The following is a 24,253-nucleotide window of genomic DNA, read 5'->3' as shown; positions in this document are numbered from 1 at the left end:
CGCGGCGGGGCAAGCCGCATCGGGCGTCGGAGGCGCTGCCGTTTCTCCGAAGTGACGGGCTTCTTTGCATAAGCCGGTGGTTGAATCCGGGTCCCGATGTGCGCGGTCGGCCGTCTTGGGCCGGCTCCCGGCGCTCGCGCGAGCCGTGCCTGCGCGATGATGCGCGGGATGAGAATTGTGGGCCAATTCATACTTTATACGTCGAGACTGTGACCAATATTGTTTAGGCAACACAACACGCCTAGTATTCCAGCAGGCAATTTCGGGGGCTCGAACCAGTTGTGAATGTTCGTTCACAGGACAGCGCGTTGCGCGACGACTTGAATTTTCAGGCCGGCCCGCAAGCACACAGGACATCCACCATCGTGGCTGATCCCGCACGTCAGGACGTGCGTCCCGCAGGCCGCGAGCGGCTGATCGTCGTCGAAGACGATCCGGTGACGCGGACGATGCTGGTCGGTTACTTCGGCGAGAACAATTTCGACGTGGTCGGCGCCGGCTCCTGCGCGGAATGCCGCCAGGCGCTGCGTGGGCGCGCCGACCTCATCTTCCTCGACGTGCAGTTGCCCGACGGCGACGGCTTCGAGCTCGCCAAGGAAATCCAGGCGACCAGCAACGCGGGCATCATCTTCGTGACCCGCCGCGACACCGACGTCGATCGCATCCTCGGCCTCGAGATCGCGGGCGACCACTACGTCACCAAGCCGATCAATCTGCGCGACCTGCTTGCGCGCGCCCGCAGCGTGCTGCGGCGGCGCTCGATCGACCGCAAGGCGGCGCGCAACCACAATTCGATCGCCTTCGGCGACTGGATCATCGATCTGACGCGGCGCGAGCTGCTCGGCAACGACGGCAAGCCGGTGTCGCTGACGCGGGCCGAGTTCGACCTGCTGGCGGCGCTTGTCGGCGCCGACGGCAGGCCGCTCAGCCGCGACTATCTGATCGAGGTCGTCAGCAACCGCCAGGCCGAGGTCGACATCCGCACGGTCGATGCGCTGGTGGCGCGGCTGCGCCGCAAGCTCGTCGGCAGCGGCACGCCCGTGATCGCGACCGTCACCGGCGTCGGCTACAAGCTCGCGCTCAGCGAACGGCTCTAGCCTCATCCGTCGAAAGACCTGATCGCCCTCGCGCCTACCGCGCGCGGGCGCTCTGGTCCGTTATTGTCCTTTGCGCGGCCCCGACCAGCCGGTCATCGACCGCGTAGAGCGCGCAGGTGGGCGACCATTTCATGCAGGCGCTGAGCGAATCGCGCTGGGCATCGTCGGCCGTCGCGCGCCCCGAACGCCAGCCGTAACCGCCGTTGGGCGACACCGCAAAAGCTTTGTGCGGCACGGTGCTGGCGAGATAGCGCGCGAACTCGGCGCGCGCGGCCTCGTTGAGCTGGCTCGGCGGCGGCAGCGGATCGGGCGGACTGAGGACGTCGTGGCCGAGCCCGCGCTCGCGCAGGAAGGCGTCCACATACGGCGTCCATTGCGGACGGCCGACCACGGAATAGAGATAATGGCCATCGTCGCCGTAAGGCGCCGCCGCGACGAATTTCACGTTGCCGCCGCCGCCGCGAAACCCGTCATAGAGCCGGCGGGCGAGATCGGGCCCGAAGAACAGGTCGTTGGTCGCGTAAACCCACAGCATCGGCACGCGGGACGTCTTTCCGAAGGTGGCGAAGGCCTGCACCAGCCCACCCTCGTTGCAGACGTCGTCGTCGTCGCGCGAGCCGCGGCCGCCGGCAAAGCTGATCGCGGCGACGAGACCGGCCGGTGCCTGCGCTGTCAGCGCGACGGTGGCGAGCCCGCCGGCGGAATGGCCGGCCGCGATCATGCCCGATGTCGTGACGTCGGCCCGACGTGCCATCGCATCGATCGCCGCGCGCAAATCCGCGACCGCAACCGCCGCCGCCGGCAGGTAGGCCGCGTTGGCGCAGCCGCCGACGCTGTCGACGCGTCCACCGGGCGAGGTGCCGTAGCCGCGCCGCATCACGATCAGCGCAGCAAAGCCGCGCCGGGCGTATTCCAGCGCGATGCCGTAATATTTGTGCGCGGACATGGTCGGGCGGTCGTCGAAATTGCGCGGCGAGCCGTGGCTGAGCAGCGCGAGCGGATAGCGCTTCGTCCCCGCCGGGCGCACCAGGAAAGCTTCCAGCCCCTGCGGCCCGGCCTCCGTCATCGGGATGCGGAGGTCCTCGGTGTAGAACTCGGCGGCGTTCGCGCGAGCCGCAGCCCCCGCGATGGCGAGCAAGATAAGCACGGGCAGATGCCAGCGCGCGAGGTCCATGCGTGGATGATTCTCCGTGGCCGCGCGGATCATAACAGAACCGCATGACCCGGCGAACGGGCGTTGCCCGGATCTAGCGTCCGCCCCGATCGTTCATCTCAACGTCTGAAGATAGGCGATGACATTGGCCCGGTCTGCGGGGTTCGGCAGCCCCTTGAAGAACATCTTGACGCCGTGGACGTCGCCGCGGGGGTCGGCGAGATAGGCGTCCAGCGTTGTTGGCGTCCAGGCCTGCTTGTTGGCCTTCATTGCATCAGAATAGGCGAAGTCCGGGACGATTGCGGGCTTGCGGTCGATGACATTCCAGAGACTTGGGCCGACCTTGTTCACCCCGATCACCGCCGCGTGGCAGTTCTCACAGGTCCGCTGGAAGACGGCCTTGCCCCTCGCCGGATCGCCCTCCGCGGCGGAGGCGGACGACGTGGCCAAAGACGATGTGGCCAAGGCCAGCATGAGCACGAAGATCAGACGACCGGTCATCTTAGTCTACTCCCCCACGGAATCAGCCAAGGAATCAGCCAAGGGATCAGGCGGCTAATCCCGCAAATCCCCCGCCTTCGTTCATCAATCGGAAAGCAGCGTGCCCTACGCGGCGCGGCGGCGTCTTTGTCCTGCATCAACCGATATCCGGGACCAAAGTACGAGGGCGCGCCATGCGTAATCGCCATGGATCATCCTGTGCGGATTGGCGTTGTCGGTTGATCGTTGACCGGAGCGCGGCATTGGGCCGGTTTGGCGACGGGCTGGCCGATGGTATGGTGTTCTAGTGCGTCGTTCGAAGGGTACAGGGGAGTTGCAGTGGCAGAAGTTGATCCCGCGGCGGGTAAGCCGGTTGCGCCGAGCGCGCTCGCCAATATTCCGCGGCTGGTGACGGCCTATTTCGCCGGCAAGCCGGACGTGGCTGATCCGGCGCAACGGGTGGCGTTCGGCACCTCCGGCCATCGTGGCACCTCGTTCAGGAACACCTTCAACGAGGGCCATATCCTCGCGACCACGCAGGCAATTTGTGACTACAGAAAGGAGAAGGGACTGACCGGCCCGCTCTTCATCGGCATCGACACCCACGCGCTGGCCGAGCCGGCGCTGGTCAGCGCCGTCGAGGTGTTCGCGGCGAACGGCGTCGACGTCATGGTCGACAAGGACGGCGGCTACACGCCGACGCCTGTCATCTCGCACGCGATCCTCACCTACAACAAGGGCCGCACGTCGGGCCTCGCGGACGGCGTCGTCGTCACGCCCTCGCACAATCCGCCGGAAGACGGCGGCTACAAATACAATCCGCCGCATGGCGGCCCGGCCGACACCGATGCGACCTCCGTCGTCGAGAAGCGCGCCAACGCCTATCTCGCCGACGGGCTCAAGGGCGTCGCGCGCATGGACTATGCCAGGGCGAAAAAGTCCGCGACCGTCCACGCCTACGACTTCATCACGCCCTACGTCGCCGATCTCGGCAACGTCGTCGATCTCGATCTCGTCAAATCCGCCGGCATCAATATCGGCATCGATCCGCTCGGCGGCGCCGCCGTGCATTACTGGCATCCGATCATCGAGCGCTACGGCCTCAAGGCCACGGTGGTGAACGAGGCGATCGATCCGACCTTCCGCTTCATGACCGTCGACTGGGACGGCAAGATCCGCATGGACTGCTCCTCGCCTTACGCGATGGCGAGCCTGATCGCGATGCGCGACCGCTTCGACGTTGCCTTCGCCAACGACACCGATGCCGACCGCCACGGCATCGTGACGCGCACCGGCGGCCTGATGAATCCGAACCATTATCTGGCGACCGCGATCTCGCATCTGTTCGCGCACCGCCCGAACTGGAGCAAGGATGCCGCGATCGGCAAGACCGTGGTGTCGAGCTCGATCATCGACCGCGTGGCCAAGAAACTCGGCCGCAAGCTGGTCGAGACGCCGGTCGGCTTCAAATGGTTTGTCGACGGCCTCCTCACGGGCGGCTTCGGCTTCGGCGGCGAGGAGAGTGCAGGGGCCTCGTTCCTGCGCCGCGACGGCACGGTGTGGACCACCGACAAGGACGGCATCATCCTCGGCCTGCTTGCCGCCGAGATCATGGCGAAGACCGGCCGCGATCCGAGTCAGCTGTTTGGCGACCTCACGGCCGAGTTCGGCGTGCCGCATTACGCGCGCATCGACGTCGCGGCGACCACACCGCAGAAGAACATCTTGAAGTCCGTCACGCCCGAGCAGTTCGGCCTGAAGGATCTCGCCGGCGATCCCGTCCGCGCCACGCTGAGCAAGGCGCCCGGCAACGGCCAGCCGTTCGGCGGCATCAAGGTCGAGACCGATTTCGGCTGGTTCGCAGCGAGGCCGTCGGGGACCGAGGACGTCTACAAGATCTACGCGGAGAGCTTTCGCAGCACCGAGCACCTGAAGCGGATTCAGGAAGAGGCCCAGGCCGGGCTGGCGAAGGTGTTCGGGGTGTAGTTGCCCTTAAGAGCAGAGCAAAATCACACGCGCTCACGATAGATCGTCATGCCCGGGCTTGTCCCGGGCATCCACGTTCTTCACACCGCGTGGCAACGCGTGGATGGCCGGGACAAGCCCGGCCATGACGCTATTGAGGCGCTCGTGACTAAGCTCTCAGGCCATATGCGGTGAGGATGTATACTGGATAGCCTATAATGGTAATTTAGTAGGGCTATTTTGGCCTTGAATGGCTCTTTTCCCTCCTCTATTGTATACATAACGTATTCATAAGCGGTGGGAGTGAGACCGATGACAAAACCCTTCCCGATGAACGCCTGGTACGCCGCCGCCTGGGACGCTGAGGTGAAGCCGGCGCTGTTGCCGCGGACGATCTGCGGCAAGCACGTCGTGATGTACCGCAAGGCCGACGGCGCGGTGGCAGCTCTCGAGGATGCCTGCTGGCATCGCCTGGTGCCGCTGTCCAAGGGCCGGCTCGAGGGCGACACCGTCGTCTGCGGCTATCACGGCCTGAAGTACAATGCGCAGGGGCGCTGCACCTTCATGCCCTCGCAGGAGACCATCAATCCCTCGGCCTGCGTGCGCGCCTATCCCGTGGTCGAGCGGCATCGCTACATCTGGCTCTGGATGGGCGACCCCGCGCTGGCCGATCCCGCGCTCGTGCCCGACATGCACTGGAATCACGATCCGGCCTGGGCCGGCGACGGCAAGACCATCCGCGTCAATTGCGACTACCGCCTCGTGCTCGACAATCTCATGGACCTCACCCACGAGACCTTCGTGCACGGCTCCTCGATCGGAAACGACGCGGTCGCCGAAGCCCCGTTCGACGTCACCCATGGCGAGAAGACGGTGACGGTGACGCGCTGGATGCGGAACATCGAGCCGCCGCCGTTCTGGGCCAAGCAGCTCGGCAAGCCCGGCCTTGTCGACCGCTGGCAGATCATCCGCTTCGAGGCGCCCTGCACCATCGCTATCGACGTCGGCGTGGCGCCGACAGGCACCGGCGCGCCGGAAGGCGACCGCTCGCAGGGCGTCAACGGCTTCGTGCTCAACACCATCACGCCGGAGACGGAGAAGACCTGTCACTATTTCTGGGCCTTCGTCCGCAACTATCAGATCGGCGAGCAGCGCATCACCACCGAAATCCGCGAGGGCGTCTCCGGCATCTTCCACGAGGACGAGCTGATCCTCGAAGCGCAGCAGCGCGCGATGGACGAGAACCCGGATCGCGTCTTCTACAACCTCAACATCGACGCCGGCGCGATGTGGACGCGCAAGCTGATCGACAAGATGGTGGCGAAGGAAAACGCGCCGCAGCACCTTCAGGCCGCGGAGTAGCGATATGGCCGAGCGCGAGGTCGACCGCTCCGTCTCGCAGACCGTGAAGGCGCAGCTCGCGCTGCGCGACCAGATCCTGTCGGGGTCCTTGCGTCCCGGCGAGCGCATCTCCGAGCTTCAGGCGGTGGAGACGACGGGTGCCTCGCGCACGCCGGTGCGCATGGCGCTGGTGCGGCTGGAGGAGGAGGGCCTGTTGGAGGCGATTCCCTCCGGCGGTTTCATGGTGAAGGCGTTCTCCGAGCGCGACATCTCCGATTCCATCGAGCTGCGCGGCACGCTGGAAGGGCTCGCCGCGCGCTTTGCCGCCGAGCGCGGCGTCTCCGCGCGCGAGCTCGAGCCGTTGAAGGAATGCTCAGCTGCGATCGACGAATTGCTGCGCCAGGTGCCGATCTCGGTCGACGCCTTCTCGTCCTATGTCACGCTGAACGCGCGCTTCCACGCGCTTCTCACGGAATTGTCGCGCAGCCCGCCTTTGATCCGGCAGATCGACCGTGCCTCCGCGCTGCCGTTCGCCTCGCCAAGCGGCTTCGTGATGGCGCAATCGGCGCTGCCCGAGGCGCAGCAGATCCTGATCATCGGGCAGGAGCACCACCGCGTCGTCATCGACGCCATCGAAAACCGCGAGGGCGCGCGCGCCGAAGCGATCATGCGCGAGCACGCGCGGCTCGCCGTACGAAACCTGCGGCTCGCGCTGCGCAACCGGACTCATCTCGACCTCTTGCCGGCGCTCGCGCTGATCAAGACCGCAACCGACCAGGGCTAGTCACCATGCGCTTCATCGAAACCTGGACCCCGGCGACGCTCGTCTCGACGCGTGACCTTGCGCCCGGCATCCGCGAATTCCTGATCCTGCCCGACCAGTTCGACGGCGCCGCCTATCCGGTCGGCAGCCACATCAATGTCAGCGTGACCATCGACGGCCTGCCCGAGACGCGGTCCTATTCGCTGGTCGGCGAGGCCTCCGCGCGTGGCTTGCGGATCGCGGTGCGCCGCGCCGAGGATTCCCGCGGCGGCTCGCGCTATATGTGGCAATTGGCACCGGGCGCGCGGCTCGACATCACGCAGCCCGCCTCGCTGCTCGCGGTCGACTGGGCGCGCGACAATTATTGCCTGATCGCCGGCGGCATCGGCATCACCCCTATCCTCGGCGCGGCGCAGGCGCTGGCGCGGCGAGGGGCAAACGTCACGCTGCACTATGCCGTGCGCTCGCGTAGCGAGGCCGCCTATCTCGACGATCTCGCCGGGATGCTCGGCGACCGCCTGGTGGTCCATGCGAGCGACGAAGGCCGCCGGCTCGATCTCGACGCGCTGTTCGCGTCATTGCCGCAAGGTGCGCTGGCGCTGTTCTGCGGCCCGATGCGGATGCTGGATGCCGCGCGCCACGCCTGGATCGGCGCCGGCCATCCGCTTCCCGATCTCCGCTACGAAACCTTCGGCTCCAGCGGCACGCTGCCGACCGAGACGTTTCGCGTGCGCTTGAAGGACACGGACATCGAGCTGGAAATTCCCCGCGAGCGCTCGATGCTGGACGTGCTCAATGCCAGCGGGCATGACGTGATGTACGACTGCAAGCGCGGCGAATGCGGGCTGTGTGCCATCGACGTGGTCGACGTCGACGGCGAGATCGACCATCGTGACGTCTTCTTCAGCGACCATCAGAAACAGAGCAACCAGAAGATCTGCGCCTGCGTCTCCCGTGCCCGCGGCACCATCACCGTGGACACGTTGCTGCGCGCGGACGCGATCTGACCGGGCTGGAAGGCGTACCCGGAAAACGCGATCGGCCTGAAGGCTTGCGCATCCGCTCTGCGTGACGAAGCGGGCTTCGTTTGCCGCGCCAACGAGCCGGCAAGAGCGCTTCGTACGGTCCACCAATCATGATAGGATTGCTCTCGGCAGTCAAAGTGTTCAGCCGGTCTTGGACAACAAGGGTGGAGGTTCTGCCATGAAATCCAATTCGGTCTCGCGGGCAGTCGATGAGTTCGCCACAGGGAGTGCCGACTCGCTGATCTTGATCGGCCGCGTTCTGCTCGCATGGGTATTCGTCGGAAGCGCCTACGGAGCAATATCCGACTTCAGCGGCTCCGTGGGTTATTTCAGGTCCCTGCACCTTCCAGCACCTGAGCTGTTCACCATGACGAACATCGCACTGGAAGTATTGATATCCGTTGGTTTGATATTGGGCGTCGGCACGCGCTACTGTGCAATTCTGACGTTTGTGTTCGTCGTGGCGGCAACGGCTATCGCGCACCGCTACTGGGAGTATCCCGCGGGCGCGCAGCAGATTGGTCAATACAACCATTTCCTGAAGAACATCTCGATCATGGGAGGCGCGATGTTGATCTTCGTCACCGGGGCAGGCCGGTTCAGTTTCGATCGGGCATCGTAGCCGACATCACTTCAAGTTGGGCTTGAAAGCTTCCGCGATCACGCGGCGGACGCTCTTTGAGAACGGTTTCAGGGCCTTGCTCAGGAAGGCGAACAGAAGCATCAGCCATGTCGCAAGCGCGGCACACCACAGCACGACGTCAAATATCTCAGGCATGACGATGCCCCTCAAAAATGACTACTCTGAAATGGGGGCAAGTGTTGCTTAGTGGAGCCGACACAGCAAGTCATCTTTAGAGGTAGCGCGCCGAAACACTCGGAAACCACTCTCAGAACAGCGGGTAGCCTTAGGTCATGGAAGCAGACCAATCCCATGATACCGGCGACTTTCCGGCTGTATGCTCTACGCCGCGTAGGTCGCCACCAACTTTTTCGTGTCGAGCAGCGCGAGCACGCCATCGGCCGACACCGGCCGGCTGATCAGATAGCCTTGGACTTCGTCGCAACTGATCTGGCGCAGATATTCGAGCTGGTCGGCTGTCTCGACGCCCTCGGCGACCACGGCGATGCGCAGGTCGCGTGCGAGCGAAATCACCGACTTCACGATCGCGGCACAGTCGGGCTGCACCAGCATGTCGCTGATGAAGGACTGGTCGATCTTGATGCGGCTGAACGGCAGCTTGCGCAAGTAAGTCAGTGACGAGAACCCGGTGCCGAAATCATCCAGCGCCACGGTGACGCCGAGTTGCAGCAGCGCGTTCAGGATCGACGCGGCCGAGCCGTATTTCGACAGCAGCATCGATTCCGTGATCTCGACCTCGAGCCGGCTGGGCGAGACCTTCGCGTGGGCCAGCGCCTGCACGATGGTCTGGAGGATGCCGGTGTTGTGAAACTGCGCCGCGGAGAAATTCACCGCGACCCTGATCTCTTCGGGCCAGTCCGCCAGCGTGGCGCAGGCACGCCGGATCACCCATTCGCCGATCTCGTGGATCAGCCCTGTCTCCTCGGCGATGGGGATGAACTCACTCGGCGGCACCAGTCCGCGCGAGGGATGCTGCCAGCGCAACAGCGCCTCGAAGCCCGTGATCCGGTTCTCGGCGAGGTCGAGGAACGGCTGGAACGCCAGGAACAGCTCGTCCCTGGCGATCGCGCCCTCGAGGTCCGATTGCAGCGCCTTGCGGTCGCGCGACACCCTGTCGTCGCTGTCCTCGAAGAAACAGACCGTGCCGGGTCCCGCCTTCTTGGCGCGGTAGAGCGCGGCGTCGGCATTCTTCATGACGTCGAGCGCCGTGTTGCCGTCCCGTGGCGCCAGCACGATGCCGACGCTGGTTGCGCCCACGATCTGGCGGCCTTCGATCGGGAACGGCTCGGCGAACGACGCGACGAAGCGCTCGGCGATCTCGAGCGCATCTTCGGGCCGTGCCAGATTGGCCATCACCAGCGCGAACTCGTCGCCGCCGATGCGCGCGACGTGCTCGGCTGCGCGGGTGCAGCGTTGCAGGCGGCTTGCGACCTGGACCAGGAATTCGTCGCCGGCGGGATGGCCGAACTTGTCGTTGACCTCCTTGAAGCGATCGAGGTCGAGCAGCAGCACCGCGAACTCTTCGCCCGACAGGGCCAGCCGCTTCAAGGCGGCATCGAGCGTCTCGTTGAAGGCGAAGCGGTTGGGCAGATGCGTCAACGGATCCTGCCGCACCGTGCGCTCGGCCTCGACCTGCCGTATCACGCGCCGCGCAAACGAGAACGAATTGACGAACACGGCGCGGAGCAGCACGGTCCCGTAGACCGCCACCAGGATGGCGATCAGCAAATAGGCCACATCGTTGCTGCGTCCAAGGCAGATGGCGATCCCGAGGAAGAGAGGCGCCGTGAATGCGATCGCCGCGATCGGAATCGTGGCGAAGGCAAATGCGCCGCCGGCAAGCATCCCGGAGCACAGGCAGGTGATGACGAGTTTTCCGCCGGTGTCGGCGTCGGCGAAGAAGGCGACCGGTACGATGCCCCAGACAGCCCCGAGCACGAAGGCGTTGCGCACCAGCCGGTGCACGGCGCGCCGCGAGACGAATTGCGGCTTGGTGATGCGGCGCGAGGCATGGGATTGCACACCGAACGCGATTGCGGCGCCGGCCACGGTGACCGCCCAGATCAGGGCGAACGCCCTGTCCGGCGACTGCCACAGCGCGATCGCCAGCACGGCGGCGTTGCAGGCATTGGCGAGCATGATGCCGACCGAATAGCCGAGCACCAGCGACATCTGTTCTGCGCGGATGTGACCGGCCAGCGCCTCGTCGGTTGCGGGACCGCCGAACGCTGACAGATCGCCGGCGAACAGCCGCGCGAAATAGGTGGTCAGTTGAGTCCGCATTCCAGAGCCTAGCAGGATGGGCCGTTCGTCCGGCTCGATCGGGAGAATTCGCTGCAAACCTTTGACGAACTATGAATTATCCCCGCTTGGCACGGTCGCCGCGACCACTTCTGCGTGTTCCAATCGACAGTATCGATAACAAATCGATACAAATGCGGCACCCCGCGTTACGGTTGTAACCGCAGGAGCATGTTCCCTGCCAACTCCGCGGTCATGCCCCGCGATCCGGCTACGCCAAGGCTTCGCCGAGGTTGAGGTCCAGGGACGCCGAAGCTTTAGCGTAGGCCGCAGGCGGGGCATCCAGTACGCCGCGGCCTATCGATTCATCGCGACTTTCTCTGGAATACTGGATCGCCCGCTTTCGCGGGCGATGACAGCAGTCGGGTGGGCAAAGTGACGCCTGCCTAACGCCTGCCCATCAGCGGAAACGTCACCGCCCCAGCTGCTTCGGGTCGTAATAGAACCGTTCTTCGATCAACTCGTCACCCCGCCAGGTCTGCCACGCGATCTCATCCAACGTTCGGACGACCCCTTCAGCGCTGGTGAAGCTGAACCGCCAGCGTGTCGCGACAGTGTCGCCCTCGATCAGGCTCGGCCCGATGCGCGCGGCCTTGACCTCCTTGGTCGCTGCCAGCACACCGCGCTCTTTCGCTGCCAGTGCTTCCCGGCCGACAGTCGGCGCGGCGTTGTTTTCATAGGTGGCGGCGTCGGGCGCATAGAATTGTTCGATCGCGCCGACGAAGTCCCCGTCCTCCAGCCGCTTTGCAAAAGCTTCGACGATCTCACGGCTCGGCATGGCGCACCTTTCGATTAAAACCGACTGTTGGTCGGTAAATACCGACCGGTAGTCGAAAAGTCAACTGGCTGCGTGAAGCGAATTCGATTACACGAGATTGATGAGATGAAGCCCAGCCAGTGCCTCAACGAAGATGCGTTCCCTCCCCCCTTGTGGGGGAGGGCTAGGGAGAGGGGTAGCTCAGCAAAGAGTGCCAGTTGTTGATGATGCACCGAACGGATGCGCGATCGATGGAATCCCCGTGTGGCACCCCCCTAACTGACCCTCCCTCACATGGGGGGAGGGAACGGAGGGAGCGTCGCTCGTGGCCGAACTCGCTTCGATCTCAACTCACCGCGCTATAGACGAGACGACATGGCGAAACAGGCGGAGCGGCGGGCGGCGACATCGGAGGCGATCCTGACGGCGGCGCGCCGCCTGTTCGGGACGCAAGGTTTTGCCGCCACCACCATGGACGAGATCGCGGAGGGGGCCTCCGTCGCCAAGGGGGCGGTCTACCATCACTTCAGGACCAAGGAGGCGGTTTTCGAAGCCGTGTTCGACCTGGTCTCGCGCGATCTCGTTGCGGAGATCGACAGCACCGCGCGGGTCGAGAAGGACGTGCTCGCTGCGATGGTCGCCGGCACCCAGCATTACTTCGCAGCGACCGCCAAGGGACCGACCGGTCAGATCATCCTGCGCGACGGCCCGGCCGTGCTCGGCTGGGAGCGTTGGCGCGAGATCGACGCCAAGCATTTCGGCGGCAAGCTGCCGCGCGCGATCGCGGCCGCCATGGAGGCCGGCCTGATCGCGCGGCAGCCGGTCGAGCCACTGGCGCGGCTGCTGCTCGGTGCGGTCACGGAGGCTGCGGTCGCCTGCGCCGGGCGCGCGGATATCGCAAGGGCGGGCGCGGAATATGCCCGTGCGTTCAAGTCGCTGGTCGAGGCGCTGCGTCTGCGCGCATGATCGTGGTAAGTGACGAAACTGGAAACGCCCACACCAACAAGAACACTGGCAAGACATGACCGCAAACTCCTCTCTCGCACCAATCGATCCCGAATTCGACTACATCATCGTCGGCGCCGGCTCCGCCGGCTGCGTGCTCGCCAACCGCCTGTCTGCGGACGGCAAGCACAGCGTGCTGCTGCTCGAGGCCGGCCCGAAAGATTCCAACATCTGGATCCACGTGCCGCTCGGCTACGGCAAACTGTTCAAGGAGAAGAGCGTCAACTGGATGTACCAGACCGAGCCGGAGCCCGAGCTGAAGGGGCGCCAGGTGTTCCAGCCGCGCGGTAAGACGCTGGGCGGCTCGAGCTCGATCAACGGCCTGCTCTATGTTCGCGGCCAGCACGAGGACTATGACCGCTGGCGCCAGCGCGGCAACACCGGCTGGGGCTATGACGACGTGCTGCCCTATTTCAAGAAGGCCGAGAGCCAGTCGCGCGGCGCCGACCAGTATCACGGCAGCGACGGCCCGCTGCCGGTCTCCAACATGACCGTGACCGATCCGCTGTCGAAGGCCTTCATCGACGCCGCGGTCGAGACCGGTCTGCCCTACAATCCCGATTTCAACGGCGCCACGCAGGAAGGCGTCGGCCTGTTCCAGACCACGACGCGCAACGGCCGCCGCGCCTCGACGTCGGTCGCCTATCTCGGCCCGGCGAAGACGCGCGGCAACCTCAGGATCGAGACCGAGGCGCTCGGCCAGCGCGTGCTGTTCGAGGGCCGCCGCGCCGTCGGCGTCGAGTATCGGCAGGGCGCAACTGTGCGCCGTGCCCGCGCGCGCAAGGAGATCGTGCTATCGAGCGGCGCCTACAATTCGCCGCAGCTGCTGCAACTCTCCGGCGTCGGCCCCGGCGATCTGCTGCGCAAGCACGGCATTGACGTGGTGCTGGATGCGCAAGGCGTCGGCCACGATCTCCAGGACCACATGCAGGTCCGCATCGTGATGCGCTGCTCGCAGAAGATCACGCTCAACGACACCGTCAATCATCCGCTCCGCCGCACGCTCGCCGGCGCGCGCTATGCGCTGTTCCGGAAGGGCTGGCTGACGATCGCGGCCGGCACGGCCGGCGCGTTCTTCAAGACCAGCCCGCGGCTCGCCTCGCCCGACATCCAGGTCCACTTCCTGCCGTTCTCGACCGACAAGATGGGCGAGAAGCTGCACGATTTCTCCGGCTTCACCGCCTCGGTCTGCCAGCTCCGCCCCGAAAGCCGCGGGACCTTGCGGATCCGGAGCGCCGACCCGACCGTGCCGCCGGAAATCCGCATCAACTACATGTCTACCGAGACCGATCGCACCACCAACGTCGAGGCCCTGAAGATCCTGCGCAAGATATTGAATGCGCCGGCGCTGAAGCCGTTCGTGATCAACGAGTACGATCCCGGGGCGAAGGTATCCACGGATGGAGAGCTGCTCGATTATTGCCGCGAGCGTGGCAGCACCATCTACCATCCGACCTCGACCTGTCGTATGGGCAACGACGCGCTCGCGGTGGTGGACCAGCGGCTGAAGGTGAGGGGGCTCGAAGGCCTTCGCGTCGTCGACGGCTCGGTCATGCCGGACCTCGTATCGGGGAACACCAACGCGCCGATCATCATGATCGCCGAAAAGGCCTCCGACATGATATTGGAGGATGCGCGGTAAAACCCGCGCGAGAAGGAGCAGACAGTTTGGCTACGCGACTGAAGATCGGCACACGCAAGAGCGCGATGGCGCTGGCACAGACGGAAGAGATCGCGCGCCGCCTGACCGCCGCCGTGCCCGGTCTCGACGTCGAGATCGTCAAGTTCGACACCACGGGCGATCTCGACCAGACCAGCAAACTGTTGCCGCATGGCGGCAAGGGCGGCGCCTTCGTGGCGCAGATCCGCGCCGCCGTCCTGTCGGGTGAGCTCCAGGCGGCGATGCATTCGCTGAAGGACATGCCGGGCAACGAGGACACGCCCGGCCTCGTCATCGGCGCCACGCTGTCGCGCGATCCGCCAAGCGATGCGCTGGTGCTGCGCGACGGCGTGACGCTGGAGGCGCTGCGCCAGTCGCGCGGCAAGGGTTTTAAAATTGGCACCAATGCCGTCCGCCGGGCCGCCTATGCGCGGCGGTTGTTCCCCGATGTAGAAGTGATCCACTTCCGTGGGGCTGCTGACACGCGCGTGCGAAAGCTCGACAATGGCGAGAAGCAGCGCCTGCCGGATGGCGGCGCGGTGGGGCCGGCCGATGCGCTGATCATGGCGCGCTCGGGCCTTGATCGCGTTGGTCTGGCGAGCCGCATTGCCTACGAGTTTACGCCGGCGGAGATGTTGCCGGCGGCGGGGCAGGGCATCGTCGCCGTCGAATGCGCCGCGCAGGACTGGCAAACGCGAAAAATCCTGTCATCGATCGACGATCCCGCCGCCCATGCCTGTGCCGATGCTGAGCGCGAGGTGCTGTGGGTGCTCAACGGTCACTGCAATTCGCCGGTGGCGGGCTTCTCGACCATCGCAGGCGATCAGATGTCGCTCACCGCATCCGTGCTCGACCTCTCCGGCAACACCATCATCGAAGCCTCGCGCACAGGCTCCGCCAACCGGCCGCGTGAGCTTGGCCGTGCGGTGGGACTTGAACTGCTGGGGAAGGGCGCTGCCGAGATCATCGAGCGCAGTCGGCCGCGCTAGCCTGCTGCTAAACGCTCATCGGTGCGATCATGTAATTCTGCGCCTGTCTTGCCCGACGAGTCAAACGTGACCGCGGCAGGGCTCAGAACCATGCCGACCGAAATTCTCCAATGATTTGTACTGTGCATCTACTGTGCATGGGGTTGTTTTCGCGTTTTTTGTTTCCGCCCCTTCGGGGGCGGGACTTGTCACCCCCGCACGCGCTTCAGCATCTGCTCGACATGGGCGATCGGCGTTTCCGGCTGGATGCCGTGACCGAGATTGAAGATGAAGCGCCCTTGCGCAAAGTTCGCCAGCACGTTGTCGACCGCGCGGTCGAGCGCGGCCCCACCCGTGATCAGCACCAGCGGATCGAGATTGCCCTGCACGGCGACGCGTGATTGCACGCGCTCGCGGATGAAGGCCGGCTCCGCGGTCCAGTCGATGCTGACGCCGTTGACGCCGGTCGCCTCGACATAACCAGGCAATTGCGCGCCGGCGCCGCGGGGAAAGCCGATGATCTTCGCGTCCGGCACTTTTGCGCGCACGCCCTCGACGATGCGCCGCGTCGGCTCGACCGACCAGCGCGCGAACTCGGCGGGCGGCAGCACGCCGGCCCAGGTGTCGAAGATCTGCAAGGCATTGGCACCGGCTGCGAGCTGCGCCAGCAGATACTCGATCGAGTTGTCGACCAGCACGTCGATGATTTTTGCAAACGCGTCCGGATGCCGGTACGCCATCATCCGCGCCGGGGCTTGGTCGGGCGTGCCGTGGCCCGCGACGATGTAGGTCGCCACCGTCCACGGCGCGCCACAGAAGCCGATCAGCGCGGTCTTGGGATCGAGTGCGCCGCGCACGATCTTCAGCGCATCGAACACCGGCGCGAGCTTGCCGAAGTCGGCGCGCGGGGCGAGCGTGGCGACCTTCGCAGGATCATCCAGCGGCTCGAGCCGCGGGCCTTCGCCGACCTCGAAGCGCACGGAGCGGCCGAGCGCGTAGGGGATCACCAGGATGTCCGAGAAGATGATCGCCGCATCGAAGCCGAATCTCCGGATCGGTTGCAGCGTGACCTCGGCCGCAAGTTCCGGGTTGAAGCAGAGATCGAGGAAGCCGCCGGCCTTCGCCCGCACCTCGCGATATTCCGGCAAATAGCGGCCGGCCTGGCGCATCATCCACATCGGCGGGATGGCTTGGCGCTGGCCGGAGAGCACGTCGATGAAGGGCTTTGTCGCTGACTGGGGCACGAAGGATCCTGAGCAAGGTTACGGCTCCTGATACACCGCCGCGGCCTTCAGCGGAACAGGGGAACAAGCGCAATTGGGCCGCGTTGACCAACCAATGGAGGAGATCATGGTTGAGTCATTCAATCCCGCGCCGCACGACAAGCACGCCGACGATCTGCATGAGGCACTCGTCGCCGATCGCCATGCCAAGCTCGATACCGGGCTCAAGGACAGCTTCCCGGCGTCCGATCCCGTGAGTGTCGCCCAGCCGACACCCTCGAAGGCCGATGCAGATGCGGGCAATCCCTCGCTCTGGGACAAGGTTAAGGCCATCTTCAGCTAGCGGGAGGGGCGCCGGATTCCGATAGGTTCGCTAATACCCTGTTAGCGATGCGCTGATCCTTGCGTCCGTAGGACTACGGGAAAGCGCAGGTATCACGGTGTATTTCGGCAGTCATTTCAGAGTTCAATAACAGAAGCGGCAGAGTTTCCGAACGATCGGAGAATTCTGCCGCATGAGCGCTGCTACCCAACGAGCCGGATGGAGCCGCCTGCCGCTACGCGCGGCGGCGTTTGTCGTGCTGACCTGCGCGACCATCCTCGGCGTCAGCGCCTGGCGTGAATGGGCCGCTCGCGACGCGGTGCTCAAGGGCGCCGAGACCGAGATGGCGAACGTTGCGCGCTCGCTGACGCAGCATGCCGAGGACAGCCTCGATCTGCTCGATTCCGGCGTCGTCGGCGTCGTCAGCCGGCTGGAGATGGACGGCACCGACCCTGCCACGATCGCCAAGCTCAGAAACCTCATGGAGGTGCGCAAGAAGGCGACGGAGCGCGTGCACGGCTTCGCCATCATCGACGACCATGGCAACTGGCTGACCTCGCCCGGCACGATCGGCTCGACGCTCAGCGACGACGCGTTCTTCCGCCATCACCAGCTCTCCCCGAAACGAGAGGCCCATCTCGGCCGTCCCGTGAAGAGCCTGCTCGATGGCGAATGGGTCCTCACCCTGTCGCGCCGCTTCAACAAGCCGGACGGCAGCTTTGGCGGCGTGGTGCTCGCGACCATCAGCTCCGGATATCTGTCGCATTTCTACGAGCAGTTCGAGATCGGCCGCAACAGCTCCGTGGCGCTGACGCATGGCGACGGCCTGATCGTCGCGCGCTACCCGAGCAACGAGAAATTCGTCGGACGCAGCGTCGCCGACAAGCCGCTGTTCCGCAACCCGAGCCTGCAACGGCCGAGCGGCGCCTATCACTTCAAGTCGCCGCTGGACGGCGCCGAACGCGTCAGCTTCTTCAAGCGCTCTGGCCGCTATCCGTTCTTCCTGCTCGCGACCGTCGACAAGGACCAACTGCTGGCGCCCTGGCGCGCCGCCGCGATTTCCCGCATGCTGTATGTGCTCGCGCTGGTCATGTTGATCGCGATCATCGGCGCGGTGCTGGTGCGGCAGTTGCAGCGGGGCCAGCGCATGGCGGCGGCCCTGGTCGAGAAGGAAGCACATTTCCGCCTGCTCGCAGAAGGCTCCAGCGACATGGTGACCCGTATCGGGCTCGACGAGCGGCTGCGCTATGTCTCTCCCTCGTCGGTCCGCGTCGTCGGCTGGCGGGCCAGCCAGCTGATCGGAACGCCCGCGCTCGCGGGCGTTCAAGCGGACGACCTGCCGCAGGTCCAGGCCCTCGTCGATGCCATGAAGCGCGGCGAGAAGGACGAGGTGCGCGTCACCTATCGCAACTCGCACCGGAAGAAGGGCGAAGTCTGGCTCGAATCGACCATGCGGGTGACACGCAAGGACAACGGCAGCGTCGACGGCGTGGTCGCGATCTCGCGCGACATCACCGAGCAGAAGACGCTGGAAACCAGGCTCGAGACGCTCGCGACTGAGGACAGCCTCACCGGGCTTGCCAACCGCCGCTGCTTCGACGACCGTCTGAACGACGAATGGGCGCGTGCCTATCGCGACCGCTCCAGCCTCGCCCTGCTCATGATCGACGTCGATCATTTCAAGGCCTACAACGACGAATATGGCCATCCCGCGGGCGACGCCTGCCTGCGCGTGGTCGCAAAGATCCTCGCGGCCGAGATGCACCGCGCCGGCGATCTGGCTGCGCGCTACGGCGGCGAGGAATTCGCCATGCTGCTCCCCAATACCGATGCGGCCGGCTGCGCCCGGATCGGCGAGCGGATCCGCGAGGCCATTCACCAGGCAGGCCTCGTCCACGCCTCGAGCCCGATTTCGGCATCTGTGACCGTCTCGCTTGGCGGCGCGACCTGCCGGCCGTCGTTCGAGCGCACCGCAGGGTCCGCTTCGCTGGTGGAGGCCGCCGACCGCGCGCTCTACGCCGCCAAGGATATGGGCCGTGACCGGCTGATGATGTCGGGCGAGGTCATGAACCTGCTGCCCAAAGCGTCCGGTCAGTAAAGGCCGTCCGGCAGCAATATCGCTCAATAATGCGGCGGGCGCTCGTTGGCGGGGCCCGGCGCATTCGTCTCGGCCTCCTGCAGCCGCTCACTGAGCTGCGCGATCTGCCGCGTCAGCGCGTCGATCTGCTTCCACTGCGCGGTGATGGTCTGGTTCAGCGTCTCGATCGTGTCGTCCTGGTAGGCGAGGCGTGTCTCCAGCGTGTCGATGCGCTCGCTCAGCGTCTTGATCTCATTGGTCACGTGTTGCGTCCTTGTCCCGTTCCCGCAGTCCGTGGCCGAGCGCGACGCGCTCGTCGAACACGAAGCATTCGCCGCGCCAGCGGCTCTGCGCTTCCGGCACTTCTTCCAGATATTTCAGGATGCCGCCCTTGAGGTGATAGACCTCGGCAAAGCCGCGCGCGAGCAGGTGCGCGCTCGCCTTCTCGCAGCGGATGCCTCCGGTGCAGAACATCGCGATCCTGCGGTGTTTTGCCGGATCGAGCCGTTCCGCGGCAAAGTCCTTAAACTGGCCAAAGCTCTTGATACCGGGATCGACCGCGCCCTCGAACGTGCCCATCGCCACTTCGAAGGCGTTGCGGGTGTCCAGCACCAGCGTGTCCGGCGCCGCGATCAGCGCGTTCCAGGCGGCGGCATCGACATAGGTGCCGACCTGCCGGGTCGGATCGGCAGCCGCGTCCCCGAGCGTGACGATCTCCTTCTTCAGCCGCACCTTGAGCCGGCCGAACGGCATCGCCTCGGCGGTCGAGAATTTCAGCTCGAGGTTGTCGAGCCGGCCGCCGAACATGGTCCCGTGTGCGAGCTCATGGGCGAAGGCGTCGATGGCGTCAGGCGCGCCGGCGATCGTGCCGTTGATGCCCTCCTGCGCCAGCAGCACGCTGCCCTTCAGCGCCAGACCAGCGCAGAACGCGCGCAGCGGCTCGCGCAGCTCGCGGTAATCGGGCAGGGCGGCGAACTGGTAGAAGGCGGCGACCTTGGTGACCGAATTATCGTCAGACATGGGGCTCGTTTAGCAGGCGGCCGGCGCCCAGAAAACCCGCATGGCCGGAGCTTGCAAAAGGTCTATACGCCCAGCGGATGGCAGCCATTTCCCTGGCATGCCAGCATTGCCCCGGCGGGCCGGAATGTGTCATGTAAGCCCGGTTTTTCCGAGAGGGCGCGCCGTGCGCGTGCACGGCCCAAGAGAGCAAGAATTCGCATGAGAAACTTCCATTTCCCCGGCAGGTCCACGGTTCACGCCACCAACGCGATGGTGGCGACCTCGCATCCGCAGGCCTCGCTGGCCGCGATCGAGGTGCTGCGCGAGGGCGGCACGGCAGTGGACGCGGCTGTGGCCGGCTCGGCCGTGCTCGGCGTGATCGAGCCGCAATCGACCGGCATCGGCGGCGACTGCTTCGCGCTGATCCAGCCGCGCGGTGAAGGCAAGATCATCGCCTATAACGGCTCCGGCCGGGCACCGAAGGCGGCGAATGCCCACTGGTATCTCGAGCGCAAGATCACGTCCGTGCCGCTGACCTCGGCGCACGCGGTCTCGATCCCCGGCGTGATCGACGCCTTCGCGACCGTGCTGCGCGATCACGGCAAGTTCGGCTTCGACCGCCTGCTCCAGCCCGCGATCAAGGCGGCCGAGGAAGGCTACGTCGTCGCCCCCCGCATCGCGTTCGACTGGAAGAACCAGTTCGAGAAGCTGAAGGGCGGCACCAACACCGTGCGTTACCTGTTGCCGGGCGGCAAGCCGCCGGTGGCCGGCGACATCATCCGCCAGGCCGAGCTCGGCAAGACGCTGCGCGCGATCGCCAAGGACGGCCGCGACGCCTTCTACAAGGGCGCGATCGCGGAAGACATGGTCGAGACCCTGCGCGGCATCGGCGGCCTGCACACGCTCGACGATTTCGCCGCGCATACCACCGAAGTGACGACGCCGATCGGCACCATGTACAAGGGCTACGACGTCTGGCAGTGCCCGCCGAACGGCCCGGGCGTCACAGCGCTTTTGATGCTCAACATCCTGTCGCGCTTCGACCTGACCAAGTATGCGCCCGTCAGCGTCGAGCGCTTCCATCTCGAGGCTGAAGCCGCGCGCATCGCCTACATGAACCGCGAGATGCATGTCGCCTCGCCCGACCACATGAAGATCAACGTCGCAGAGATGCTCGAAAAGGGCTTTGCCGACGAGTACATCAGCAAGATCCGCATGGACGGCATGCTCGACCTGCCGAACGTCGCGCCGCCGATGAACCCCTCGACCATCTACATCACGGTGGTGGACAAGGACCGCAACGTCTGCTCGTTCATCAATTCGGTCGCGCATTCCTTCGGCTCGGCGATCGTCTCGAACAAGACTGGCGTGCTGCTCCAGAACCGCGCCGGTGGCTTCCGCATCCAGCCGGGCCATCCGAACTGCATCGAGGGCGGCAAGCGCCCGCTCCACACGATCATGCCGGGCCTGCTCACCAAGGGCGGCCGTTCCACGATGCCGTTTGCGGTGATGGGCGGCCAGTACCAGCCGACCGGCCAGACCCATCTGTTGACCAACATCCTCGACTATGGCTGCGACGTGCAGGAGGCGATCGACATGCCGCGCGGCCTGCACTACGAGGGCCAGTACCAGCTCGAGGACAGCGTGCCGGCCGACATCGTCGAGGGCCTGAAGAAGCTCGGCCACAAGACCACCAGCGTGGTCGGCCCGCTTGGCGGCGCCCAGGCGATCTGGATCGACTGGGACAAGGGCACGCTCACCGGCGGTTCCGATCCGCGCAAGGACGGCTGCGCGCTCGGGTATTGATCGAGGGCCAGAGCTGCAACGTTACGGCTGGAAACTGCACCCTCGTTGCGCTAGACACCTCCCGCCTCAAACGGAAGGTGTCTTATGCAGCGTTTCCAGCGCGTGCTCCTCGCCATCATGTCGGCACTCGCGATCACCGTGATCGCCGGCGTGTCCGATTTCGTTTCCACCACGGCCTCGGCCCAGACCGCAGGAAAGACCATGACCACAGCTTCAGGCTTGCAAATCATCGACACCGCCGTCGGCACCGGCGCCTCGCCGCAGCCCGGCCAGATCTGCGTGATGCACTATACCGGTTGGCTTTATGAAAACGGCCAGAAGGGCAAGAAATTCGACTCCTCGGTCGATCGCAAGGAGCCGTTCGAGTTTCCGATCGGCAAGGGCCGCGTGATCGCCGGCTGGGACGAGGGCGTCGCCTCGATGAAGGTCGGTGGCAAGCGCACGCTGATCATCCCGCCGCAGCTCGGCTATGGCGCGCGCGGCGCCGGCGGCGTGATCCCGCCGAACGCGACGCTGATGTTCGACGTGGAATTGCTCGCGGTGAAGTGACGGCGCAGCGTCATTCCGGGATGGTCCGCAGGACCAGGCCCGGAATCTCGAGATTCCGGGTTCGCTTCGCGCCCCGGAATGACGGTGCGAATGGACAAAACAAAAAGACCGGCCTTGCGGCCGGTCTTTTCGTTTGCAGCTCTGCGCGCGTCACTCTGCCGCGCGCCTCGCCGCAGCCGCGGCGCGATCGATCGCTTCCTTCGCGGCGTCCTTGGCATCGCCCATGGCCTGCTGGCCCTTGCCCTTCACCTCCTGGACCACGCCTTCGCCCTTCAGGCGGTCGGAACCGGTTGCCTCGCCGATGCCCTGCTTGGCCTTGCCGATCGCCTCGTTGGCGTTGCCTTTGATCTTGTCGGTCGTGCTACCCATGAAACTCTCCTTCCAGTTCTATCGCGGGGACAACACGGGACGACTACGAGCGTTCCTTTTTTGGTATGGCTTGATGCCGCGGCTTTGGTTAGTTTGCCGCGCACGGAACCAACAGAAAGCAAGATCATGACGGGCCATGACCACACGCATTCCCACCATGCACACGATCATGACGATCGCTGGAAACATGACGGCGTGCGCGTCATTCCCGGCAACCAGCTCGATACCAACGTGCCGTCGACGGCCGGCATGGACCGCGCGGCCGCCATCAACTTTGCACGCGTCGGCGCGCAGAAATTGTGGGCGGGCACGGTCAGCATCAAGCCCGACGCCAAGACCGGTGCACATCACCACGGCCATCTCGAAAGCGTCATCTATGTGGTGAAGGGCAAGGCGCGGATGCGCTGGGGCGAGAGCCTGCAATTCACCGCGGAGGCCGGCCCCGGCGATTTCATCTTCGTTCCGCCCTACGTGCCGCACCAGGAGATCAACGCCAGCCCCGACGAGGTGCTGGAATGCGTGCTGGTGCGCAGCGACGGCGAGGCGGTGGCGATCAATCTCGATATCGAGCCGGTCGAGAAGCCGGAGACCGTGCTGTGGATCGATCCGGTGCACCGGGACCCGAACGAGAAGAAGTAAGGCCGGCCCGGGCCTGCCGGTTCTGTGCGACAGAACTACGGCAGACGGGCCTGAAAAAAATATCCGGAAGCCGTGTCGGATGGCCGTCTGCCTGTCCGTCCTTGGGCAGAACCCCGCCCAAGGAGCTTCCGATGCCCAAGATGATCTTCGTCAACCTGCCGGTGACCGACCTCAAGCGCGCCACGGCCTTTTACGAGGCGGTCGGCGCGGTTAGGAACCCGCAGTTCTGCGACGATACGGCGAGCTGCATGGTCTTCTCCGAGACCATTTTCGCGATGCTCCTGACCCACGACAAATTCCGCCAGTTCACACCCAAGCCGATCGCGGATGCGAAGACCTCGAACCAGGTGCTGCTCTGCCTGTCGGCCGACAGCCGCGACGAAGTCGACGCCATCGTCGGCAAGGCCGAGGTCGCGGGCGGGGTGGCCGATCCCAGCCCGAAGGATGAGTACAGCTTCATGTACGGCCGCAGCTTCGAGGATCCGGATGGCCATATGTGGGGTGTGAATTGGATGGACCTCGCGGCATTCGCCGCGCAGTCCGAGATGGCGAACGCCTGATCGAAAATCTGAGAGCATTGAAAACCTGAAGAGGAGCGTTCTCCATGTCCAAGCTCGTGCCCTGCATGTGGTTCAACGGCGATGCCGAGGAAGCCGCGAAGTTCTACGTCTCGCTCGTTCCGAATTCGGAGATCACGCACGTCCAGCGCAACGTTTCGGACGGCCCATCCGGCAAGACAGGCTCCGTGCTCGTCGTCGAGTTCACGGTGGCCGGGCAGCCCCTGGTCGCGCTCAACGGCGGCATGAAGATGGAGTACACCCACGCGATCTCGCTGATGATCCATTGCGACGACCAGGCCCAGGTCGACAGCGTCTGGAACGCCTTCATCGCCCATGGCGGCAAGGAAGAGCAGTGCGGCTGGCTCAGGGATCGCTGGGGCGTGGCCTGGCAGGTCGTGCCGAAGGTGATGTTCGAATTCCTTACGAGCCCCGACAAGGCCGCGGCCGCGCGCGCGATGCAGGCTATGATGAAGATGGTGAAGCTCGACGTCGCCGTGTTGCGTCAGGCGTTCGAGGGCAAGTCGGCGGCGTGACGGCGGCACAGGTGCCGT

General features: G+C 65.1%; 25 protein-coding genes. 16 read left to right on the top strand and 9 right to left on the bottom strand.

What is annotated here, in order from left to right; genetic code table 11:
• The first annotated feature begins 281 nt into the window (after positions 1–281).
• Entirely contained in the window at positions 282–1,097 is an 816-nt protein-coding gene (locus AB5K84_RS35390; RefSeq protein ID WP_011085173.1) for a response regulator transcription factor, read from the top strand.
• A gap of 34 nt (positions 1,098–1,131) precedes the next feature.
• Here the strand turns inward: AB5K84_RS35390 and AB5K84_RS35385 are convergent, their stop codons facing one another.
• Both AB5K84_RS35385 and AB5K84_RS35380 read right to left on the bottom strand, forming a co-directional pair.
• On the bottom strand, positions 1,132–2,271 hold the full coding sequence (locus AB5K84_RS35385; RefSeq protein WP_038967372.1) for an alpha/beta hydrolase family protein: 1,140 nt from the start codon (positions 2,269–2,271) through the stop codon (positions 1,132–1,134).
• Between the two features lie 93 nt (positions 2,272–2,364).
• Positions 2,365–2,751 (bottom strand): c-type cytochrome, encoded by a 387-nt coding sequence (locus tag AB5K84_RS35380; protein ID WP_011085175.1) that lies wholly within the window; start codon positions 2,749–2,751, stop codon positions 2,365–2,367.
• 318 nt (positions 2,752–3,069) lie between these two features.
• Here AB5K84_RS35380 and pgm point away from each other — a divergent pair, with 318 nt between their 5' ends.
• From pgm to AB5K84_RS35355, 5 genes are all read left to right on the top strand, one after another.
• Complete coding sequence (gene pgm / locus AB5K84_RS35375) at positions 3,070–4,716, top strand: phosphoglucomutase (alpha-D-glucose-1,6-bisphosphate-dependent) (RefSeq protein ID WP_038967369.1); 1,647 nt, start codon at positions 3,070–3,072, stop codon at positions 4,714–4,716.
• A gap of 291 nt (positions 4,717–5,007) precedes the next feature.
• Positions 5,008–6,057 (top strand): aromatic ring-hydroxylating dioxygenase subunit alpha, encoded by a 1,050-nt coding sequence (locus AB5K84_RS35370; protein WP_038967370.1) that lies wholly within the window; start codon positions 5,008–5,010, stop codon positions 6,055–6,057.
• A 4-nt stretch (positions 6,058–6,061) separates the two neighbouring features.
• A complete protein-coding gene (locus AB5K84_RS35365) occupies positions 6,062–6,820 on the top strand; it encodes a GntR family transcriptional regulator (protein ID WP_011085178.1) in 759 nt (252 codons plus the stop codon).
• Between the two features lie 5 nt (positions 6,821–6,825).
• On the top strand, positions 6,826–7,806 hold the full coding sequence (locus AB5K84_RS35360; RefSeq protein ID WP_011085179.1) for a PDR/VanB family oxidoreductase: 981 nt from the start codon (positions 6,826–6,828) through the stop codon (positions 7,804–7,806).
• Between the two features lie 196 nt (positions 7,807–8,002).
• A complete protein-coding gene (locus AB5K84_RS35355) occupies positions 8,003–8,446 on the top strand; it encodes a DoxX family protein (RefSeq protein ID WP_038967373.1) in 444 nt (147 codons plus the stop codon).
• A gap of 6 nt (positions 8,447–8,452) precedes the next feature.
• Here AB5K84_RS35355 and AB5K84_RS35350 read toward each other — a convergent pair whose 3' ends face one another.
• The 3 genes from AB5K84_RS35350 to AB5K84_RS35340 form a co-directional block, all read right to left on the bottom strand.
• Positions 8,453–8,602 carry a hypothetical protein gene (locus tag AB5K84_RS35350; protein WP_165448143.1) on the bottom strand — a complete coding sequence of 50 codons (150 nt, stop codon included), beginning with the start codon at positions 8,600–8,602 and terminating at the stop codon, positions 8,453–8,455.
• Between the two features lie 186 nt (positions 8,603–8,788).
• Positions 8,789–10,750, bottom strand: a complete 1,962-nt coding sequence (locus AB5K84_RS35345) for a putative bifunctional diguanylate cyclase/phosphodiesterase (protein ID WP_011085181.1) — start codon at positions 10,748–10,750, stop codon at positions 8,789–8,791.
• Between the two features lie 430 nt (positions 10,751–11,180).
• Complete coding sequence (locus AB5K84_RS35340) at positions 11,181–11,546, bottom strand: nuclear transport factor 2 family protein (protein WP_011085182.1); 366 nt, start codon at positions 11,544–11,546, stop codon at positions 11,181–11,183.
• Between the two features lie 354 nt (positions 11,547–11,900).
• Here AB5K84_RS35340 and AB5K84_RS35335 point away from each other — a divergent pair, with 354 nt between their 5' ends.
• From AB5K84_RS35335 to hemC, 3 genes are read left to right on the top strand one after another with little or no spacing between them, the layout of a single operon-like run.
• A complete protein-coding gene (locus AB5K84_RS35335) occupies positions 11,901–12,491 on the top strand; it encodes a TetR/AcrR family transcriptional regulator (protein ID WP_063921410.1) in 591 nt (196 codons plus the stop codon).
• 55 nt (positions 12,492–12,546) lie between these two features.
• Positions 12,547–14,172, top strand: a complete 1,626-nt coding sequence (locus AB5K84_RS35330; RefSeq protein WP_011085184.1) for a GMC family oxidoreductase — start codon at positions 12,547–12,549, stop codon at positions 14,170–14,172.
• Between the two features lie 26 nt (positions 14,173–14,198).
• A complete protein-coding gene (gene hemC, locus AB5K84_RS35325; protein ID WP_038967375.1) occupies positions 14,199–15,179 on the top strand; it encodes a hydroxymethylbilane synthase in 981 nt (326 codons plus the stop codon).
• 188 nt (positions 15,180–15,367) lie between these two features.
• Here hemC and hemE read toward each other — a convergent pair whose 3' ends face one another.
• Positions 15,368–16,402 (bottom strand): uroporphyrinogen decarboxylase, encoded by a 1,035-nt coding sequence (hemE, locus tag AB5K84_RS35320; protein WP_441232723.1) that lies wholly within the window; start codon positions 16,400–16,402, stop codon positions 15,368–15,370.
• A gap of 106 nt (positions 16,403–16,508) precedes the next feature.
• On the opposite strand from hemE, the gene AB5K84_RS35315 reads away from it, so the two are divergent.
• The gene (locus tag AB5K84_RS35315; protein WP_038967385.1) at positions 16,509–16,724 is read left to right on the top strand and encodes a hypothetical protein; all 216 of its coding nucleotides are present in this window, start codon (positions 16,509–16,511) and stop codon (positions 16,722–16,724) included.
• A 172-nt stretch (positions 16,725–16,896) separates the two neighbouring features.
• Positions 16,897–18,801, top strand: coding sequence for a sensor domain-containing diguanylate cyclase (locus AB5K84_RS35310; RefSeq protein ID WP_011085188.1), 1,905 nt, complete (start codon positions 16,897–16,899; stop codon positions 18,799–18,801).
• Between the two features lie 23 nt (positions 18,802–18,824).
• Here the strand turns inward: AB5K84_RS35310 and AB5K84_RS35305 are convergent, their stop codons facing one another.
• Both AB5K84_RS35305 and trhO read right to left on the bottom strand, forming a co-directional pair.
• Positions 18,825–19,043: a SlyX family protein gene (locus tag AB5K84_RS35305; protein WP_011085189.1), complete on the bottom strand. Its 219-nt coding sequence runs from the start codon at positions 19,041–19,043 to the stop codon at positions 18,825–18,827.
• Positions 19,033–19,800: an oxygen-dependent tRNA uridine(34) hydroxylase TrhO gene (trhO, locus tag AB5K84_RS35300; protein ID WP_011085190.1), complete on the bottom strand. Its 768-nt coding sequence runs from the start codon at positions 19,798–19,800 to the stop codon at positions 19,033–19,035. The genes AB5K84_RS35305 and trhO overlap by 11 nt, the downstream gene beginning before the upstream one ends.
• Before the next feature lie 198 nt (positions 19,801–19,998).
• Here trhO and ggt point away from each other — a divergent pair, with 198 nt between their 5' ends.
• Together ggt and AB5K84_RS35290 are read left to right on the top strand one after the other, a co-directional pair.
• Positions 19,999–21,585, top strand: coding sequence for a gamma-glutamyltransferase (gene ggt / locus AB5K84_RS35295; RefSeq protein ID WP_038967378.1), 1,587 nt, complete (start codon positions 19,999–20,001; stop codon positions 21,583–21,585).
• Between the two features lie 84 nt (positions 21,586–21,669).
• Entirely contained in the window at positions 21,670–22,134 is a 465-nt protein-coding gene (locus tag AB5K84_RS35290) for an FKBP-type peptidyl-prolyl cis-trans isomerase (RefSeq protein ID WP_011085192.1), read from the top strand.
• 150 nt (positions 22,135–22,284) lie between these two features.
• Here the strand turns inward: AB5K84_RS35290 and AB5K84_RS35285 are convergent, their stop codons facing one another.
• Positions 22,285–22,503: a CsbD family protein gene (locus AB5K84_RS35285; RefSeq protein WP_011085193.1), complete on the bottom strand. Its 219-nt coding sequence runs from the start codon at positions 22,501–22,503 to the stop codon at positions 22,285–22,287.
• A 126-nt stretch (positions 22,504–22,629) separates the two neighbouring features.
• Between AB5K84_RS35285 and AB5K84_RS35280 the strand changes: the two genes are divergently transcribed.
• The 3 genes from AB5K84_RS35280 (at position 22,630) to AB5K84_RS35270 (ending at position 24,235) form a co-directional block, all read left to right on the top strand.
• A complete protein-coding gene (locus AB5K84_RS35280) occupies positions 22,630–23,142 on the top strand; it encodes a cupin domain-containing protein (protein ID WP_011085194.1) in 513 nt (170 codons plus the stop codon).
• Between the two features lie 131 nt (positions 23,143–23,273).
• Complete coding sequence (locus AB5K84_RS35275; RefSeq protein ID WP_028175078.1) at positions 23,274–23,702, top strand: VOC family protein; 429 nt, start codon at positions 23,274–23,276, stop codon at positions 23,700–23,702.
• A gap of 44 nt (positions 23,703–23,746) precedes the next feature.
• Positions 23,747–24,235 (top strand): VOC family protein, encoded by a 489-nt coding sequence (locus AB5K84_RS35270; protein ID WP_011085196.1) that lies wholly within the window; start codon positions 23,747–23,749, stop codon positions 24,233–24,235.
• Positions 24,236–24,253 lie beyond the last annotated feature (18 nt).

It is taken from the genome of Bradyrhizobium sp. 1200_D9_N1_1, from assembly GCF_052075915.1.
Lineage (GTDB): Bacteria > Pseudomonadota > Alphaproteobacteria > Rhizobiales > Xanthobacteraceae > Bradyrhizobium > Bradyrhizobium diazoefficiens.
The sequence above is the reverse complement of the archived record's forward strand: the minus strand, read 5'-3'. Positions and strand labels throughout refer to the sequence as shown.